Source organism: Sporomusa acidovorans (assembly GCF_900101845.1).
In the GTDB taxonomy this organism is placed as follows: Bacteria; Bacillota; Negativicutes; order Sporomusales; family Sporomusaceae; genus Sporomusa; species Sporomusa acidovorans.
In genome coordinates this window covers 1-16,190 of the sequence record NZ_FNAM01000077.1, presented here as the reverse complement: position 1 = coordinate 16,190, position 16,190 = coordinate 1, and the positions used below count along the sequence as shown (strand labels likewise).

At 46.9% G+C, this 16,190-nt stretch carries 20 protein-coding genes, 4 tRNA genes and 1 riboswitch; of the genes, 9 read left to right on the top strand and 15 right to left on the bottom strand.

Features of this window, described 5'->3' with window-relative positions; all coding sequences use genetic code 11:
• Positions 1-494: 494 nt before the first annotated feature.
• The gene (locus BLR65_RS27335) at positions 495-842 is read right to left on the bottom strand and encodes a hypothetical protein (RefSeq protein WP_093797779.1); all 348 of its coding nucleotides are present in this window, start codon (positions 840-842) and stop codon (positions 495-497) included.
• A gap of 1,643 nt (positions 843-2,485) precedes the next feature.
• Here BLR65_RS27335 and BLR65_RS27325 point away from each other — a divergent pair.
• The 5 genes from BLR65_RS27325 to BLR65_RS27305 all read left to right on the top strand — a co-directional run bounded on the left by BLR65_RS27325 (position 2,486) and on the right by BLR65_RS27305 (position 6,532).
• Entirely contained in the window at positions 2,486-3,352 is an 867-nt protein-coding gene (locus tag BLR65_RS27325) for a reverse transcriptase domain-containing protein (protein WP_093797775.1), read from the top strand.
• Complete coding sequence (locus tag BLR65_RS29300) at positions 3,349-4,167, top strand: HNH endonuclease (protein ID WP_176772817.1); 819 nt, start codon at positions 3,349-3,351, stop codon at positions 4,165-4,167. The genes BLR65_RS27325 and BLR65_RS29300 overlap by 4 nt, the downstream gene beginning before the upstream one ends.
• Positions 4,168-4,282: 115 nt before the next feature.
• On the top strand, positions 4,283-4,591 hold the full coding sequence (locus BLR65_RS29295) for a hypothetical protein (protein ID WP_143122674.1): 309 nt from the start codon (positions 4,283-4,285) through the stop codon (positions 4,589-4,591).
• A 116-nt stretch (positions 4,592-4,707) separates the two neighbouring features.
• Entirely contained in the window at positions 4,708-5,067 is a 360-nt protein-coding gene (locus BLR65_RS27310) for a hypothetical protein (protein WP_143122673.1), read from the top strand.
• Positions 5,068-5,413: 346 nt separating this feature from the next.
• On the top strand, positions 5,414-6,532 hold the full coding sequence (locus BLR65_RS27305) for an NADH:flavin oxidoreductase (RefSeq protein WP_093797767.1): 1,119 nt from the start codon (positions 5,414-5,416) through the stop codon (positions 6,530-6,532).
• Between the two features lie 258 nt (positions 6,533-6,790).
• On the opposite strand, the gene BLR65_RS27300 is transcribed toward BLR65_RS27305, so the two are convergent.
• The 7 genes from BLR65_RS27300 to BLR65_RS27270 form a co-directional block, all read right to left on the bottom strand.
• Positions 6,791-6,973: a hypothetical protein gene (locus tag BLR65_RS27300; RefSeq protein ID WP_093797765.1), complete on the bottom strand. Its 183-nt coding sequence runs from the start codon at positions 6,971-6,973 to the stop codon at positions 6,791-6,793.
• On the bottom strand, positions 6,970-7,125 hold the full coding sequence (locus tag BLR65_RS27295) for a YvrJ family protein (protein WP_093797763.1): 156 nt from the start codon (positions 7,123-7,125) through the stop codon (positions 6,970-6,972). Before BLR65_RS27295 ends, BLR65_RS27300 begins: the two co-directional genes overlap by 4 nt.
• 73 nt (positions 7,126-7,198) lie before the next feature.
• Positions 7,199-7,372, bottom strand: coding sequence for a DUF2922 domain-containing protein (locus BLR65_RS27290; RefSeq protein WP_245693087.1), 174 nt, complete (start codon positions 7,370-7,372; stop codon positions 7,199-7,201).
• A gap of 16 nt (positions 7,373-7,388) precedes the next feature.
• On the bottom strand, positions 7,389-7,697 hold the full coding sequence (locus BLR65_RS27285) for a hypothetical protein (RefSeq protein ID WP_093797761.1): 309 nt from the start codon (positions 7,695-7,697) through the stop codon (positions 7,389-7,391).
• A 24-nt stretch (positions 7,698-7,721) separates the two neighbouring features.
• Positions 7,722-8,048 carry a single-stranded DNA-binding protein gene (locus tag BLR65_RS27280; RefSeq protein ID WP_169716872.1) on the bottom strand — a complete coding sequence of 109 codons (327 nt, stop codon included), beginning with the start codon at positions 8,046-8,048 and terminating at the stop codon, positions 7,722-7,724.
• Positions 8,049-8,199: 151 nt separating this feature from the next.
• Positions 8,200-8,559 carry a hypothetical protein gene (locus BLR65_RS27275; protein WP_093797757.1) on the bottom strand — a complete coding sequence of 120 codons (360 nt, stop codon included), beginning with the start codon at positions 8,557-8,559 and terminating at the stop codon, positions 8,200-8,202.
• A 49-nt stretch (positions 8,560-8,608) separates the two neighbouring features.
• Entirely contained in the window at positions 8,609-8,830 is a 222-nt protein-coding gene (locus BLR65_RS27270) for a helix-turn-helix domain-containing protein (protein ID WP_093797755.1), read from the bottom strand.
• Positions 8,831-9,020: 190 nt separating this feature from the next.
• On the opposite strand from BLR65_RS27270, the gene BLR65_RS27265 reads away from it, so the two are divergent.
• The 4 genes from BLR65_RS27265 (at position 9,021) to BLR65_RS27255 (ending at position 11,720) form a co-directional block, all read left to right on the top strand.
• On the top strand, positions 9,021-9,365 hold the full coding sequence (locus BLR65_RS27265) for a helix-turn-helix transcriptional regulator (protein ID WP_093797753.1): 345 nt from the start codon (positions 9,021-9,023) through the stop codon (positions 9,363-9,365).
• Positions 9,366-9,567: 202 nt separating this feature from the next.
• Positions 9,568-10,188 carry a LysE family translocator gene (locus tag BLR65_RS27260; RefSeq protein WP_093797751.1) on the top strand — a complete coding sequence of 207 codons (621 nt, stop codon included), beginning with the start codon at positions 9,568-9,570 and terminating at the stop codon, positions 10,186-10,188.
• Positions 10,189-10,318: 130 nt separating this feature from the next.
• Positions 10,319-10,447, top strand: coding sequence for a hypothetical protein (locus BLR65_RS31545; protein WP_255451394.1), 129 nt, complete (start codon positions 10,319-10,321; stop codon positions 10,445-10,447).
• A gap of 106 nt (positions 10,448-10,553) precedes the next feature.
• Positions 10,554-11,720: a tyrosine-type recombinase/integrase gene (locus tag BLR65_RS27255; RefSeq protein ID WP_169716871.1), complete on the top strand. Its 1,167-nt coding sequence runs from the start codon at positions 10,554-10,556 to the stop codon at positions 11,718-11,720.
• Positions 11,721-11,818: 98 nt separating this feature from the next.
• On the opposite strand, the gene BLR65_RS27250 is transcribed toward BLR65_RS27255, so the two are convergent.
• The 7 genes from BLR65_RS27250 to BLR65_RS27220 form a co-directional block, all read right to left on the bottom strand.
• Positions 11,819-11,895: transfer RNA gene (locus BLR65_RS27250), tRNA-Arg, on the bottom strand.
• Positions 11,896-12,008: 113 nt separating this feature from the next.
• Positions 12,009-13,343, bottom strand: a complete 1,335-nt coding sequence (locus BLR65_RS27245) for a hexokinase family protein (RefSeq protein ID WP_093797747.1) — start codon at positions 13,341-13,343, stop codon at positions 12,009-12,011.
• A gap of 46 nt (positions 13,344-13,389) precedes the next feature.
• Positions 13,390-13,596, bottom strand: coding sequence for a hypothetical protein (locus BLR65_RS27240; RefSeq protein WP_093797745.1), 207 nt, complete (start codon positions 13,594-13,596; stop codon positions 13,390-13,392).
• A 279-nt stretch (positions 13,597-13,875) separates the two neighbouring features.
• Positions 13,876-15,135, bottom strand: a complete 1,260-nt coding sequence (locus tag BLR65_RS27235) for a diaminopimelate decarboxylase family protein (protein ID WP_093797743.1) — start codon at positions 15,133-15,135, stop codon at positions 13,876-13,878.
• Positions 15,136-15,310: 175 nt separating this feature from the next.
• Positions 15,311-15,483, bottom strand: a riboswitch (Lysine riboswitch).
• Positions 15,484-15,657: 174 nt separating this feature from the next.
• A tRNA-His gene (locus BLR65_RS27230) sits at positions 15,658-15,733 on the bottom strand.
• A gap of 102 nt (positions 15,734-15,835) precedes the next feature.
• Positions 15,836-15,911, bottom strand: a tRNA-Met gene (locus BLR65_RS27225).
• Between the two features lie 6 nt (positions 15,912-15,917).
• Positions 15,918-15,993 (bottom strand) — tRNA-Asn (locus BLR65_RS27220).
• Between the last annotated feature and the right edge of the window lie 197 nt (positions 15,994-16,190).

Sequence of the window (16,190 nt, the reverse complement as noted above, 5' to 3'; positions counted from 1 at the left end):
TGGAACAGCTAGACTCTATACCAGGTGTAGATACCTTAGCTGCTCAAACTGTTATCGCCGAAATTAGTCCGGTTCCCCATAATTATTTTAGCACCAGTATTACCAAAAAAGTTCAGCCTGATTTATCTTTTCAAGGGTTATAAGTCTTTAAAGAAGTGAAGGGACGTTCATTTTGCTTCGTTAAAGTATTTTAGAAGAGAAGCAAGAAGAACGTCCCCTAGCTTCTTGGTTTTTGCGTATGATATAATCATAAAAGTAAAAAGTATGCTTTCCTTTGGATTGTTTGGTTTGGCGATTAAACAATACCATAGAAGACATACTTTTTACTGTTTTTTTATTCTTTTGTTGAAAAATCTTTAGCCATCGCGACTGAGCGATTTTGTTCTTCCAACGATTCGTTTTAAACTAGGACGAACGAATCATCAGTACCGTCCCCCACGAGTCTTTCAATTGGAAATATGAGCCAAAACGGGGTCAAATATCTGCGCCTTTACTCATCTTATCGGGACAAAGAGCCTATCCCGGTGTCCCTCTCTCTGCATAAAATTGGCGACTTCCTGACGTACTCTGCAGCTATCCCGAATACCTTCCCGGTAGACTATTTCAGCCGCTAGTCCGGATTCCATGTTAGTGGCGGCCTCATACTCCATAACCAGACGAAGCAATTCGGGATGCTGTTCTTCCAATTCGCGGCCAATTTCCATAAGCTTTTCTAGTACAGCCCCGGCATCTTTCACGACTTGCTTGTACTTTACATCAGCAACACCGGCTATACTGAGGATATCATCCACTCTGTCAAGGACGTACTGCTCAAACGCCTGGTTTAAAATACTATTAAACACGACAAAGCCCCCCTATACTTTGCTGCGGCTTACAGCATACCCATTAGTGCTGCCGCAGCTTTTTTACAGGGGGAAATTAAAAAGCGCATGCGAGGCTGTTACCCCTACACATGCGCTTTGCTTCGTCGTCTGCTAAATTCCAATACCAACAAGCCAGGTCACGACCTGGCCTTCAACAGAAAAGCGGTCAATAAAATATGTAAGCGAACGCTTGTCTTTCCGTTGACAATGTATCAGAAATAGGCTTAATCTCCTGTTGCATGTCGCACAGTCAGCTCTTGCCCTGCCGTCATCTCCGTTATACCCAGCGCCTCGCTTGTGCTTACGCGGGCGGCATTGTATAATAGAAATGTCGTCGTGGACAGCTTGTCTGTTACGTGTAGGTGCTCGATTCACCTGCGCGTGCCGAGGGAGTGCTCGCTACACTTCCGGGTCACGGCGACTTTTTAATTTCCACCTATTAATAATTATAGCTCATTTCAAGCGAATTGCAAGTAAACGAAAGCCCAACAGACAGGATTTTTCCTGACCGGTTGCATATTTTTATTCCAATGGGTATAATATAAGAAAAGGACTGACGTGTTGCAAGCACGCCAGCCCCCACAGGTTGCCTAACCGGAAACGGTTAGCCCAGATTCTTAGTTATTAAGGAATAACCGCAAACCTTAGCAAGAGGGCGGTTATTCCTTTTTTATGTGCGCACTGTTCTTGAACAATCTGCTCAGAAATGAGCAATAAAATCAAGCGGAAGAAAGACAATCCGAATTTTGTACTCTAACAAACAGGAGAAAACCCTGTAACGGACTGAATACCGGCAGACCGTCCCTAATACTCCGGCGTGCGTTATGTGAGGTATCCACATAAGGTGCGAAGCCCGGTGAAGTCGGCGAAACGTAGACCTGCGAAGCGGTTAGCAAAGTAGTCGGGGGGCTATAAAACGACCATGTTTACACACCAGGAACTTCCGTATGCACGGCTCGTAAGAAATGAGATTTCTAAATGAAGGAATCTACTCCCCAGTGGAGCCCAATCGTGGCGATGAAGAGGTAAAACTTCATCGCTGTTTTATACCAGCAAAGGCATAAAGTTTCGCGCCCCCCGGTTGCGGGCAAAGAAACGATTGGCGGGTTAAAGGAAGGAACTAACGTCGTATGCAAAGCAGGAGTGCAAGAAACAGTGGAACTTCGAAAGAGAATGCCAACGCCGATACCAGCGGATGTCTCTAGGTAAGAGGAAATGCTTACCGCATTCGGAGGGCGGCAGCCCGTAGTAGTGATGAAACGGAGTAATGACCGTGGAGCAAAGGGGCATAGTCAATCCTTATGCAACTTTTCAAACAGCCTGTCAGGGAAGGCGTGGACCATACCTGACATGAAACCGGCAGGCACAATCCATAGAAAGGAGAATGCCGGCCTGGAACAACAATCTGACTATCCCATCCTTAAACCCCCCACCGATGAAGCGGGATTACAACACATTTTAGACCAATTGTATGCGAATACAAAAGCAGCTCTGGAACAAAACAAGCTGCCCAAATTTCACAGCCTGCTGGAATTGATCTCATCATCGTTACCATTGAGACGGCCTTTCACAACATCAAAGCCAACAAAGGCGCAGACACAGCCGGAATCGATCAGATTACCATGCGGAATCTGTTAGAACTCCCCTACCAACAGGTAATTCGGACAATTCAACAATCATTGGAAAATTATCATCCAAAGCCAATACGCAGGCAATCCATTCCCAAACCAGGTTCAAATCAAATGCGCAAGCTAGGCATTCCAACAGCAACGGACCGGGTGGTCCAGGAATGCGTCCGTATGATACTAGAACCTATTCTGGAAGCACAATTTTTCCCACATTCGTACGGATTTCGCCCCTACCGTGATACTGCCATGGCTATGGCCCGCACAACTACCCTGGTACACAATACAGGACATTCCTGGGTTGTAGAAGGCGATATCAAACAATATTTTGATACCATTAACCATACCAAATTGATTAAGCAGCTTTGGCATATGGGTATTCGTGACTGCCGCGTCCTCATGATCATCAAGCAGATGCTCAAAGCCGGAGTCATGAACGAAGTTACGGTAAACCCTATGGGTACTCAGCAGGGTGGAATTATTTCACCACTGCTGGCCAATGTTTACCTCAATAGTTTCGACTGGTTCATCGCTAAGTCCTGGGAAAACAAGCATACCAAAACACATTATGCCTACACCCGGGGGCGCATGCGGGCGTTGAAACTGCGCAGCCGGTTAAAGCCAGCGTATTTAATCCGCTATTGTGACGACTGGGTGTTGATTACCGATACGAAGGGTAACGCCGAAAAATGGAAGCAAATTATCCAACGTAAGCTGGCCGCTCAGTTTAAGCTGACCTTATCGGAAGAAAAGACCAAACTTACTAACCTCAGAAAGAAATCAATTGATTTCCTGGGGTTTACTTACAAATACGGGGTATTATCAACTACTATCAAACGGCTACCCAAGTCGTCGCCGCGATGAAGAAATATGCATGGAATCTGGGATATCTGTCTTACCGGGAAATGTACAAGCTGGGCGCCAAGAAGACCCCGGCCAATCAAACTACCAATCTGATCAAGGTGCATCAAAATTTTCATAGCCACATACCGGCCGTCTTCATAAACGATCAGGTTATTGGACTGACATCTTTGCTGTTTTGCCGCTGGAAGAACCCCGAGCTAAAAAACCAAAAAGAAACACCTTATACGCAGCAAGGACGCAGGTTATATCAGCAGCGCACCGGGAAAGCTTCCCTGCTTCCCCGCAAAGATGAATGGCTTGCGGGTCATCTCAGGCAAAAGCAATTGTATGGTCAGCACAATTCTCTTTATACATTCGAGTATTTTCTCAACCGTGCTTATGCTTTTAACCGGGATAAGGGAAAATGCAGAATCTGCGGAAAACAATTGGCCCAAAATGATATTGATTTCCATCATGTCCGTCCTCAATTACCTGCCTATATGCTAAACCGGGTATCGAATTTAGCCAGTATCTGTATATCCTGTCATAACACCATACATTCCACTGTGCCGCCACAAGGTTCTGCGAAGTTCAACCGCAAAATTACAAGGATGAGAGAAAAGCTGTCCCTGGAAAGTCATAAGGTTTTGATGGAGCGCCGTATGAGGCGAAAGTCTCACGTACGGTGCGAAACAAGGGAAAAGGGACGCCGAACGGCGCATAAATGCGTGCGCGGACGTCCCTTACCTATTGTTGCCATGAGCACAACAAGTGTTGCGAATGCGACCATTAGGTACATTGCCTCAAATGTTGACACATTACCACCCCCTTTCTAAAAAGGGTGTGGCTAACCGTTCCCAGACAGCCTGTACGATTATTATAGCATATTCTTCCAGATCAAAAAATAAATATCTGCTTCTAGCTTTGCCTTTATAGTACCGCCTTCATTTGATGATGGCGGTCTTTTTATTTTCCCCGCCGCGCAGTTCGCAGCTCCCTTGCTGCCGGCAGGCCCGTCGCACGGGGCGCGGCGGCGCGGGTTTGGCCGACGTGGCCGGTGCGCTTCTCTGCCAGCCTGACTATAGCAACCAAAACAAGCTTACGATGTGCGGCCACAAGGGTTTGGTGGCTGCTCATGGTAAGCCGTCTTATTTGGTACGCAGTCATGTAACGCCGGTTCCCCCTCCCGTTTGTTCGTCGGGAGGGGGGCAGGGGGTGGGTTCGTCTAGCGGAGCCGGGCCGTCTGCTGCCGCCGTCTGAATGCCTCCCGGCTAGTGAAGGGCCCTGCCGCGGCTGCGTACCCCCCAATTTGTTCGGCCGCTCCTTAGCGGGGGGTTTGGGGGGAAGGGAGGACGAAGAGTGGACACGTGCTTTTGGTGTCCACGGGGCGGGACGGGCGCGGCCGCGGCAGGGAACGAACGGCTGCTACCTCCCGGCCAGGCGAGTGGCGGCAGGTGGCCCGGTGGAGCGTTTTTTCGTTTCCGGCGGCCGTCGGGACGCCCGGCTGGGTCGGCCAGTGGTTTGGCGGCCGGTCCGGCCGGAGTGTCCTGCCGGGGCCCCGCGCAGCGTGCGGGGCCAGCCGCTGTGGTCCCGTTCCCCCGACAGCCCGGGGGCAAGCGTACGGAAGTTTTCTGCCTCCCCCGCCTAGACCGGCAGCAACAGGTTTGCGCTTTCTTGCGTGCAATTTGCAGAAATTGGCTATCGTTGCCATTGCCTTTATTCTTGTACACAGGTAATCCTAACGAAGAAGAGCACATCAATATCCCGGTAGATTGTCCGGGTAGACTAAAACACTCATCAAGCTTCTTGGCGGTAATCGTACCTTTATTGAACAATATAGTTGTAAATTCCAATAATCAATTGATTTTGATTTATCACCGCAACACACTAATAGCAGCAAACAGAATACAGCATATCCTATTCGCTGCTACACTTATGCACTACTCATTGAATAATTGCTTGGAAAAGGATGAGATTAAACCACTAACCAGGGAAATGCAATTCTATTCAACCCAAAAGGCACCTTACATCATACCTTTCGTCCTATAGCTGCCTCTAATCCCCGCATTAAAAAGGGATACCATGAAATCATTGTTTGATCAAACAGAGCTTAACGGTCTTACACTAAAAAACCGCTTTATACGGTCCGCTACAAATTATGGTACTGCTGACAAACACGGCCATATGACAGAAGCGTTGCTTCGAGTATACGAAGATTTGGCTAAAGGCGGCGTCGGAACGATTATTACCGATGCGGCAGCCGTTTGTGACTCGGACCGACTGCCCACCCAAATGGGAATTTTTAATAATTCTTTCCTTAATGAGTACAAGCAACTGACTGCTATGGTTCATCAATATCAAGCAAACATAATCGTTCAACTCGTCAGTGTAGGATTTCAGAAAATTTTATCTGCTGTGCCTGGTAAAGTCTTCTGGGTGCCCAGTGTGCTAAAAGAAGCGGGACATAACAACGTTGCCGTCAGGGCGATGACACAGGAAGATATTATAGTATTGCAGGAAGCGTTCGCGGAAGCGGCTTTCCGGGCAAAAGCATCAGGCTTTGACGGCGTACAAATTCATGCAGGCCACGAAACACTGCTAAGCCAATTTTTAACTCCCTATTGTAATCGACGCACCGATGAATATGGTGGAAGCATAGAAAACCGCAGCAGAATGATTATAGAGACCTATCAGAAAATACGGGCAAAGGTTGGTCTTGAATATCCTGTCTTAATTAAAATCAATTGTGAAGATTTTAGGGAGCAAGGATTGACTTTTGCAGAATGTAAATACGTCTACCAAAAGCTGGCGGAAATAGGAATAGCCGCTGTGGAAATCAGCGGCGGCAGTACCTCATCCCGCCAGAATGAAGGCTTCTCAAGAACAATAGCCAAAGGCGAGCCTCCCTACTTTCTGAAGTATACTGCAGAAATGAAACAACTTATTCGCATTCCCGTCATTGGCGTAGGCGGCTATCGCGACGTATTGTCAATGACGAAATATTTAAATGAAAACGATATTGATTATTTCGCTCTTTCCCGACCGCTGATATGTGAAAGCGACTTAATTAACCGGTGGCAATCCGGAAACCTGGAACCGGCAAACTGTATTTCCTGCAACGGCTGCTTTAAATTAAGCGGCGTAAGTTGTGTACTAAAGAAATGGCAAGCAAAGGGTAGATTGCCGTCACTGCCAGAATAGACGATAATTCCGGTAAAACTGGACTTCCCGGTCCACTAAATGCCTAATCATCATTTATAATTGCAGAGGTAAACTCTCCAGACTTACCGTTCAAATCTTTAAACAAGCAAACTAACTACAGATTTATAGGAAGAACCGAAACATGCCGAGTAGCACGCTTCGGTTCTATTCTGTATTGTCTCAGTCTTATTATTTTTGCTCCATTCCTGACAGGCATTCATTTTTCCCTTAACGGTTAAGCTTTTATTATCCGGAGTATCATCCTCGGGATGTCCCGGACAGTTGCAGTCTGTTGTCATGCTCTTTGACGAAATGCTTTTCGGGCTTAACCGAACCATTTTTGCTCGTTTCTTCGCAAATGCAGTTCTCGCCTTCTGGCTCCGCCGCCTCAATCCGTTCCGCATTCGCCGGCGGCGGGCCATACACTGTTTTCAGCATCATTTTTTCATGACCTCCATCCTTTCGACGTAATTACACATCTGGTTAATTGCGTTGGTCAGTTCGGTCAGGCGCTTTTCCAGTCTGACCAGAAGGTAGAAGGCCACTACCATGGGAAAACCGTAGGTCGCCGTCAGACGGGCCAGTTCTTCCATTTTGCAGGGCCTCCTTTGATTTGTTAGGTTAACTCGGTAATTGCCAACTGACGGATTTGAGCCTCTTTGGAGGTCACCAGATCGCCGCTGGTACTGGAAATACGTTTTTGGCAATAATGGTGGCCATCACAGCTTGGGCTTCGGCCACCGTCACACCGTCCTTGGGGTCTTTAACCACCACCGTCACCTCTTTGTTGCCTTCGGTGATAAACACTAGTTCCAACGTCTTGGTGCTGGTATCAGCCATCCTTTTTCCCTCCTTCTTAATTGTTTGTTAAAAAACTGCACCCTGTGCTTATTCGCTTACCAGGCTGGCAGGGTTTATGGACCCACCCCTGACCCCTCCCTCGAAACGGGAGGGGAAGAGGAAACGCTGCCCAGGGCACATTCTGCCGCTGCCGGTACAAGTAGTCATCAATATAAATCATAGCCGCCAGCAGCAGCGCGTCCTCCAGGCTATATTCCCGCGTCCGGCCGCTCTTGAGCGGTTTTGCCGGTAACAACGCCGCAAACTTCGCCAGTTCCCGGTGCATCCGCTCCGGCATCGCTACCGCCAACCTCTTACTTTCCATCACACAACACCTCTGTCTGATTGGCTAACCAGGCCGGGCCAGACCCTGCCTGTCCAAAAACTCAATATCCCGGACTACCACCTCGGTCACTTTCTTTCGCTGACCGTCTGCGCTTTCTAGCTGCCGGGTATGAAGTCGCTCTTCAATCGCCACGCGGCGGCCGCCTTCCCCCTCCTGACCGATCTGCTCCGCCAGCATATCCCAGGCGACACAGTCAATCGCGTCGGTTTCCTCTCGCACCTTGGTTTTAAAGGCCACGGTCAGCGAAAAGGAGCAAACCGCTTTGCCGCTCATGGTATAGCGCATGTCCATGTCCGGGGACATGCTTCCCACCAGAAAGACCTTATTCATGCCCGTCCTCCCCCTTGTTGTCCACATAGTCACAGGCTCTACTACTATTATTGGTTTACGTTTATAAATAAAGTTTACGTTTAAATAATGTAATCAGGTTGCCAATCATAATGATTGACAAAACCGGTTTTGCCATTCCATTTGCCATTCATTATGATTGGTAAATAGGCTTCACCAATGCCAGATGCGGTTTATCCACAGGGTTATCAACAGATTTATCCACAACCTTACCACTTAATGCTTGCAGTTCATAATACGGTGCCAGCCGGCCTGGGCGGGGCGTATGAACGAGCAACCCGGCCGCCACCAACTCACTCCTGGCCCGCGACAACGTCGCATAGCTGTAACCCAGAAAGCCCAGCAGCGTACTGGCCGCCAGCGTCAGCCGGGGCGGCCATCCGGCCCGGTTGAACAGATGCAGCAACACATTCCACAGAGCTTGGGCCTCACTCGACAGCGGCCGCACTAAAAGCCGGGCATAAAATGCATTGAGCTCGGTAATGTAATTCATGGCCCCGCCCACTTCCACCGGTTAAAGACAGCTTGTTTCCGGTGCCCTTTCACGGCAGGATGCGCTTTAAACCGGCCGTATCCACACCTGTCTTGGCGCTGGTCCGCCGCCTTAGCCACTCATTGGCGGCCTCCACATGAATAATAAAACGGTTCCCCTCTTTCGACGCCGGAAAATCCGGCAAATAGCAAAACTCCCGCACCCGGTTCTGACCGATACCGGTCATGGCCGCAAACTCCTTGACCGTAACCACCAGCTTGGTGTTTGTCATAAACAATCCCTCCCATAAACTGATCATTGCAATATTAACATTGCATTATGTAATAATTATAGGTGAGGCTTTACTATTTTTCAATACATTTTTCAATTTTATATTTACAAATCGCAATGTACTGAGTACAATGTGGGTAGCAGCTCTTTTTTAGTGTGTGCAAATAAAATGTGATGGTGTGTGAAAAAACATGAGCAAAGAACTAGGAAAACGCCTGCGCGCCGCCCGTGAACAGCTCCATATGTCCCAGGCCGCTCTGGCCGAGGCCATCGGCGCCGGCAATCAGTCCACAGTGGCCGGCTGGGAACGGGGCCGGACCGAACCGGACGGCGAGACACTGGCCCGTCTGGCTGTCATCTTAAAAGTTTCAACCGATCATTTACTTGGCCTCGACTCGGATGTTGTGTCCCTGCCAGCCGACGTGACCGATCTGGCCAAAGACATTGCCAGCCTGTCACCAGCCGACCGGGCCGTCATCGAAAAGATCGTGGCAGCCTTAAAAGCTGAAGACAAAGACAAGGTTGTCCCTGGTTAACCGGTGGATTCGCAATATGTTGTATCCCGGCGGCAAGCGCCGGAAATGAAAAAGCGGCCGAGTGGCGGCCGCCTTTTCCAGACCTATATAAAGAGGTATTCGGATCATTGATTTACAGAATACATATTGATAAGTCGTGAAACGAATGACGCGATATTGCAGCATACAATAAAATGATTGGTTACATTATGGAGGGATTTACATGTTTGGTATTATTCATTACGAAATGTTCCTTATTGCTTCCATTATTCTCAATATTACGCCGGGGTCAGATACGATTTACGTGTTAAGCCGAAGCATTGCGCAGGGACGTATGACAGGTATTTACTCTGTACTGGGCACCAGTGCCGGCTGCGTAATCCATACTGTACTTGCGGCACTAGGATTATCTGTTATTTTAGCGCATTCCGCTTTGGTTTTTATGATGGTCAAACTAGCGGGCGCTGTCTACCTTGGCTATCTCGGTGTTACCATGCTACTGGCAAAAGATAATTTGGCGGCTGCACAACCGAACGCGGCAATGTCTCCTAAAGATACCTTTTGGCAGGGGTTAATCATTGATGTACTGAATCCCAAAGTAGCTCTTTTCTTTCTCTCTTTCCTGCCGCAGTTTATTGATCCGCAAAACAGCTATAGGATGATTCCCTTTTTAATCTTAGGGATAACCTTCATCGTTACCGGTGCGCTCTGGCTGCTGTGCGTAGTCTATTTTTCGGCCAAGGTCACCACGTTTCTGCGTAAAAGGACAAATGTGATGAACAAAGTTTGTGGCAGTATCTATTTACTCTTAGGAGTAAATCTTCTCGCTTCCGAAAAAAGCTAAGGAAACAAAGGATGGTGTGTGAACATGGCGCATGAGGCAAGCAGCCTGCGTGCCTCCGGGACGCCGCCATAACAGGGGGACAAGCCCTGCGGCAAATGACCGGAGCAATCGTCAACAAAGGAGGTGTGATATGAAACAAAGCAACTATGGCAAAGGCAGTATTTATCAACGACAGTATGGTCGCTCGATGGGTAAGGACCTGCCCGCTAAAAGCAAAGGGACTGACGCCATTCACGGCCTGACTGCCCAATCAAGCTAGGCTGTGCCTGTAATTCGTTGCAAACCGCATGCGGTGGCAACGGGTTATACAACAACAGTGCACAGCCGCCCTTGCCACCGAACAAATTGTAAGGTGGTGTGTGCTCATGGCAAAACGGTCCAATGGCGAAGGAACTATTTGCAAACGGTCCGACGGCCGCTGGATGCTCTCGATCATGCTCGGGCGGGACCATAAGACCGGCAAAGTGATCCGCAAATACTACTACGGCAAAACCAAAAGCGAAGTACTCCAAAAGAAAGAGGCCCTGCTCGAACAACGCAAAGGGCCTGTCTACATCGACGCCGATAGAATCACCGTCGGCCAGTGGATGGAAAAATGGCTGACCATCTACGCTAAAGCCAGCGTCCGGGAAAATACCTACGCCGGCTACCGCTCGGTCGTCGAAACCCACATCCTGCCGCTCGTAGGCGACATCAAACTGCAAAAACTCAGGGGGATTGATATTCAGCATATGGTCAATCAGATTAAAGATAACGGCGGCAGCCCGCGCCTGGCGGAACTTACCTTTGCCGTCCTGCGCATTGCCTTGAACAAAGCCTTTCATGAGGAAATCCTGCACCGGCTGCCGTTTAAAACAGTCTCGCTGCCCAAGAAGCGGCGCAAGGAATTTATACCGCTGACACAGCTGGAATGGGTGAACCTGTTCGCGGCTGCTGAACAGGATGAAGAAATGTATACCGCCCTGTCTTTGGAATGGGCCACCGGCATCAGCCGCTCCGAACTGTTGGGATTAAAGTGGATAGACTTTAATTTCAGCACCGATACCGCCAGCATCCGCCGGGCCGCCAGCATCACCGACAACGGCACCAAACTCGATGATACCAAAACAGACGCCCGTCAGCGCGTCCTGCCCTTGCCGGAAGTCACCATGCAGCAAATCCGGCTACACCAGGAGCGGCAAAAACTATTTATCCGGGCTAACAAAAAAACCTGGGAAAACAACGATCTGGTATTTCCCGACCTCAATGGTAAACTACAGGACCCACGTCGTTGGTCCAAACAATTTCAGAAGATCGCTCAACAGGCGAATCTCACAATCACGTTTCATAAACTCCGGCATGACCATGCCAGCCGGCTTTCGGAAAACGGCGTCAGCATCAAGGACGCCCAGTACCGGCTCGGCCACAGCACGACCCAAATGCTTCTCAATGTCTACACCCACAGGATATCCGGCGGCCAGGAAAAAATCGCCTTATGGCTCAATTCTTCCTTTCCGGCTGCCCCGACCGACCATGAAACACCACTGCAATGAAAAATTACAAAAAGCAATTCGGCCGCGTTGTTGTCAAATTGCTATAAAAACGACAAAAAAGGCTTTACGAAAGTATCGTAAAACCTTTGAAATATCTATGGCGACCCCGGCAGGATTCGAACCTGCGGCCTTTTGATTCGTAGTCAAACGCTCTATCCAGCTGAGCTACGGAGTCATTCAGTTTTTTGCTACTTGATTATTATAGTATGCATATCGAAAAATGTCAACATAAAATCCTGATTGTATCCTCTTTTTTTATCAAAATCAATGGTGACCAGAAAAACAACCCTAAATTATCCTTTCAATTATTTCATTATATACTATAGCGGCCGCAATCGCAGCACCAATTCCCGAACCGTCTTTACTTAGTTTTATAGTAATCTGTTCGGCTTTTGTGCCAAAAAAATCAATCATTCCCTGCGTTAAAAAGCCAGCATACCCTGGCATCTTTTCGTACAGGGAGCCATCAACAGCTATACTGTGACGCCGACTAAGTTCCGGATCAATCCTGCCTAACACACCTGCCCAAGTAGAGGCTACCAAACGAGCGGACCGTACAGCAACGACTCTGGCAACCATCCGCAGTACTCTAAGCTCATCTATAGTTAGATTACCTAACCCCCACCGTCCAGCGGTTATTTCAGCTATAACCTCCAAGCCTGGGGTTGTGTCAGCAAGAACTGCTGAGAGATCCTCCGTAGGTAAGGAATAGGGGTAACTTAATGCGCGAGCATCTCCGTTCATATAACCTTCCTGGACTAAAGACCTGATAATAAGCCTGACAATTTCGCCTAAATACTGGCCTGATGCCATCTTTTCCAGACGCTGTGCACCTGGTTTTTCACTAGCCTGGTCCAAACATAGGTCATACTTTGTCTGATTAACTTTATTAAAATTACCGGATTCCATATTAATGATCATAGGCTTACCTGTTAAAGAATAGCGGGATTCAATATAGCAGCTATTATGCCCGGTACCGCAAATTGCAGCAATATCAGTAGTATTGTCATGGTAGGCAGACGCCAGCAAAGTACCTGTAGTATCATTAATCACGGCCTGTGATGTGACATAATCTACACCCTTACGTTTTAATGCTTCTGCCAATAATTGTCCAACATCCCGACCTTCTACGCCAGCTGTCTTAATCTCCTTGGTCCAACTGATCAGTTCCGCTTCGTTAACGCCATATTGACGGCAGGGAAAAGAAAATGTATGGCCCAATGGATATACTTTATCCTTGCGGGGAGCAACTTCCGCGATTTTCTCCGCTATAAAATCAAATAACTGCAACCCGGATGAAGATGCCGCTGTATAGTCATAATGAGCCTGCTTATCCTTTAATGGGAAACAATGCTTTTTGATAATACGTGTCTGCCCCAGGCCAGTCAGTTCAACCAGCAGTACCCGCACATTTGTACCGCCAAAATCGACCGCCACTACCCTCTTTTGTTCCCGTCCTGTAGGGGGACCTATGAAGGACGGCAACATTTTTAACGAACTTGGATTACCAGTCAGACCATCCGCCATAGCCTCTTTAAACTGGGTAGCAATTGTTTTCATTAAGCTGGTCGGTATAGCAAAGTTCTCCTCAATACCGGCTAACATCTTGCTTAAATCGCGCAAACTTCTTACCTCCCGGTATAATAACGTTCCTACATGAAGTTATTTTTCAAAAATGTTTGGACGGAGTAAATAAAAATCTAATAGCGCGAACCAACCGTACATACTGTTTTATTAGTAATCGCTTGAAGTCGGACCAAACCAATACTAAAATACAGGCAGCTATGACCAACATACGAAAATTAACGGCCGTGTAAAACTGATCGGTAATAATAAATCCCACTACAATAATTCCAATGCGACTGCCGTGTTTCATATCCAATCCCTCTCCCAACCACTAAATTACCCTGGGATAACTTGGAATTCATTACAGTAGCAGAAGTATCTAAATTGGGAAGAACAAGCATATTGATGTGTACATTTTTTATATACCTTTATTATAGAATAAGAAATTTATCGTCCTCAGTCAACTCCACCAAAAGCAGCTGTTACTCTATTTATATTTGGCAGTTTCACTCACATTAATTTTGGAATTACTGAGATTAAGAAAAAGTTCACCCTCTATTTTAGGTGAACTTTTTCGATATTCCCTGGTTTATTTTTCAAGTCCTGAAAAATCTAGTGTGGCAAAATAATCCTCAATGGTTTCTGCCCGGCGGATCAGTTCAATACTGCCATCTGGTTTAAGCAATAATTCGGCAGAGCGCAGCTTTCCGTTGTAGTTAAAACCCATGGCGTGTCCATGAGCGCCTGCATCATGAATAACCAGCACATCCCCGATGTCTATCATCGGCAATTTTCGGTTAACGGCAAACTTATCGTTATTTTCACATAAGGATCCGGTAACATCATAAATATATCCCAGTGGCCAATCTTCTTTACCCATTACTGTAATATGGTGATATGCGCCATATAACGCCGGGCGCATGAGATTAGCCATACAAGCGTCAAGACCTACATAATTCTTATAAATCTCTTTCTTATGCAAAACTGTTGAAACCAAATACCCATACGGGCCAGTAACCATCCGGCCGCACTCCATGGCGATTTTTAGCGGTGCCAAGCCGTTAGCCGCAATCTTAACCTCATAGGCCTTCTTAATTCCCTGACTGATTACATTCAGATCGACAGGTTCCTGTTCGGGGCGATAAGGAATACCAATTCCTCCACCAAAATTAACAAACTCGATTTTAATATCAAGTGTCCGGTAAATCTCAACAATAAGATCAAACATCATGTTGGCGGTTTCGACAAAATAATTGGGATCGAGTTCATTAGAAATAACCATAGTATGAATACCAAATCGTTTAACGCCTCTAGCCTGCATGACCCGGTACGCATCCAGAAGCTGCTTACGAGTCAACCCATATTTAGACTCTTCCGGATTACCGATAATTGAGTTGCCGCCTTCCCTGAGAGGGCCAGGATTATAACGGAAGGAAATCATATCAGGAATTCCAACATGCTTATCTAAATAATCAATATGACTAATATCATCGAGATTAATGATTGCTCCTAATTCCCGTGCCTTTTTAAACTCAATAGCCGGAGTGTCATTAGAAGTCAGAATAATCTCTTCCCCACGCAAACCTGCTTTTTCTGCCAAAATGAGTTCCGGCAGAGAACTACAATCAGCCCCTAACCCTTCTTCCTTTAATAGTTTCAAAATATACGGATTAGGAGTAGCTTTTACCGCAAAATATTCTTTAAATTCAGGTGCCCAAGCAAAAGCTTTCATTAGTCCACGGACATTTTGCCGAATAGCTTGTTCATCATAAATATGAAGCGGAGTGGGGTATTGCTTGATTACTTCTGCCAATTGTTCTTTTGTAAATGGTAATCTTTTTTCAGCCATTTATTTCGCCTACCCTTCGGTTAATCACTAAATTATGCAATAAAACTTTTGCTCATAACAAATTTCAAAATGCTGGCAAAGCTTTAGCCTTCAATCTCTTCCATCTGAAAAAGCAAAAGCAGTTTGCACTAATTCCCGCAAACTGCTTAAAAACAAGAAATTATTCTCGTCCGCTGTGCAAGATAGCGCTCCACCTAACTTTCAGGTGACAGTCTTACATTTATTCAATGCAAGACCAGCAAAAGCTCCTGGCAAAAGCTTTCACTTCGGCGGTCAGCCCCTTTCAGTATGCTCATCGTTGCCAACTCTCCATACTTACTCTTGCTCTGCCGCGCCTCTATCGGAAAAAACATATTTCAATTATGTCTATAATATCAGTACACCCCATGTACTGTCAATATCTTTGTAGTGAAATCTTACTTCGTATCAATTGCTTAAACGTTATATAACTAAAACTAAGGCAGAAATTTATCTTTTGTGATAAACTTCTGCCTTAATTATATGAGTACGATAAAATAGATCTGGGGTGACTGGAGGGTCTCGAACCCTCGAATACCGGAGCCACAATCCGGCGTGTTAGCCGCTTCACCACAGCCACCATGTAGATAATTCGAGGATGTTCATCGCTAATGTCAGAACTAGGGACTCACTCATATCGTCGCTTCGCCTATCGGCTCGCGACAAGATGGTTCGCTGCTTATGGTTGCGGGAGCAGGACTTGAACCTGCGACCTTCGGGTTATGAGCCCGACGAGCTACCAACTGCTCCATCCCGCGATAAAATGGCTCCCCGAGTAGGACTCGAACCTACGACCGATCGGTTAACAGCCGATTGCTCTACCAACTGAGCTATCGAGGAATGTATTCGTGAGTCGAATGTTCGAGGTTCGTTTGTTCGAAAAGAACTACTAAAACCTTCCATACATTCCCTCAAAACTATCACAGAAGAAAGTTTGCTCATTTAGATACTGGTTGTTAGTTCAGAGCTAAAACATTTATTTAGGATGTTATCGCTCCGCTCTAACTAAGCGACTTACACACATTCTCACTTCGCCT

What these genes read in the sequence shown, in the direction of transcription:
- BLR65_RS27325 (WP_093797775.1), top strand. Translation starts at nt 2,486, where the DNA reads ATGCGGAATCTGTTAGAACTCCCCTACCAACAGGTAATTCGGACAATT.
- BLR65_RS29300 (WP_176772817.1), top strand. Translation starts at nt 3,349, where the DNA reads ATGAAGAAATATGCATGGAATCTGGGATATCTGTCTTACCGGGAAATG.
- BLR65_RS29295 (WP_143122674.1), top strand. Translation starts at nt 4,283, where the DNA reads ATGATGGCGGTCTTTTTATTTTCCCCGCCGCGCAGTTCGCAGCTCCCT.
- BLR65_RS27305 (WP_093797767.1), top strand. Translation starts at nt 5,414, where the DNA reads ATGAAATCATTGTTTGATCAAACAGAGCTTAACGGTCTTACACTAAAA.
- BLR65_RS27300 (WP_093797765.1), bottom strand. Translation starts at nt 6,973, where the DNA reads ATGATGCTGAAAACAGTGTATGGCCCGCCGCCGGCGAATGCGGAACGG.
- BLR65_RS27295 (WP_093797763.1), bottom strand. Translation starts at nt 7,125, where the DNA reads ATGGAAGAACTGGCCCGTCTGACGGCGACCTACGGTTTTCCCATGGTA.
- BLR65_RS27290 (WP_245693087.1), bottom strand. Translation starts at nt 7,372, where the DNA reads ATGGCTGATACCAGCACCAAGACGTTGGAACTAGTGTTTATCACCGAA.
- BLR65_RS27285 (WP_093797761.1), bottom strand. Translation starts at nt 7,697, where the DNA reads ATGGAAAGTAAGAGGTTGGCGGTAGCGATGCCGGAGCGGATGCACCGG.
- BLR65_RS27280 (WP_169716872.1), bottom strand. Translation starts at nt 8,048, where the DNA reads ATGAATAAGGTCTTTCTGGTGGGAAGCATGTCCCCGGACATGGACATG.
- BLR65_RS27275 (WP_093797757.1), bottom strand. Translation starts at nt 8,559, where the DNA reads ATGAATTACATTACCGAGCTCAATGCATTTTATGCCCGGCTTTTAGTG.
- BLR65_RS27270 (WP_093797755.1), bottom strand. Translation starts at nt 8,830, where the DNA reads ATGACAAACACCAAGCTGGTGGTTACGGTCAAGGAGTTTGCGGCCATG.
- BLR65_RS27265 (WP_093797753.1), top strand. Translation starts at nt 9,021, where the DNA reads ATGAGCAAAGAACTAGGAAAACGCCTGCGCGCCGCCCGTGAACAGCTC.
- BLR65_RS27260 (WP_093797751.1), top strand. Translation starts at nt 9,568, where the DNA reads ATGTTTGGTATTATTCATTACGAAATGTTCCTTATTGCTTCCATTATT.
- BLR65_RS31545 (WP_255451394.1), top strand. Translation starts at nt 10,319, where the DNA reads ATGAAACAAAGCAACTATGGCAAAGGCAGTATTTATCAACGACAGTAT.
- BLR65_RS27255 (WP_169716871.1), top strand. Translation starts at nt 10,554, where the DNA reads ATGGCAAAACGGTCCAATGGCGAAGGAACTATTTGCAAACGGTCCGAC.
- BLR65_RS27240 (WP_093797745.1), bottom strand. Translation starts at nt 13,596, where the DNA reads ATGAAACACGGCAGTCGCATTGGAATTATTGTAGTGGGATTTATTATT.
- BLR65_RS27235 (WP_093797743.1), bottom strand. Translation starts at nt 15,135, where the DNA reads ATGGCTGAAAAAAGATTACCATTTACAAAAGAACAATTGGCAGAAGTA.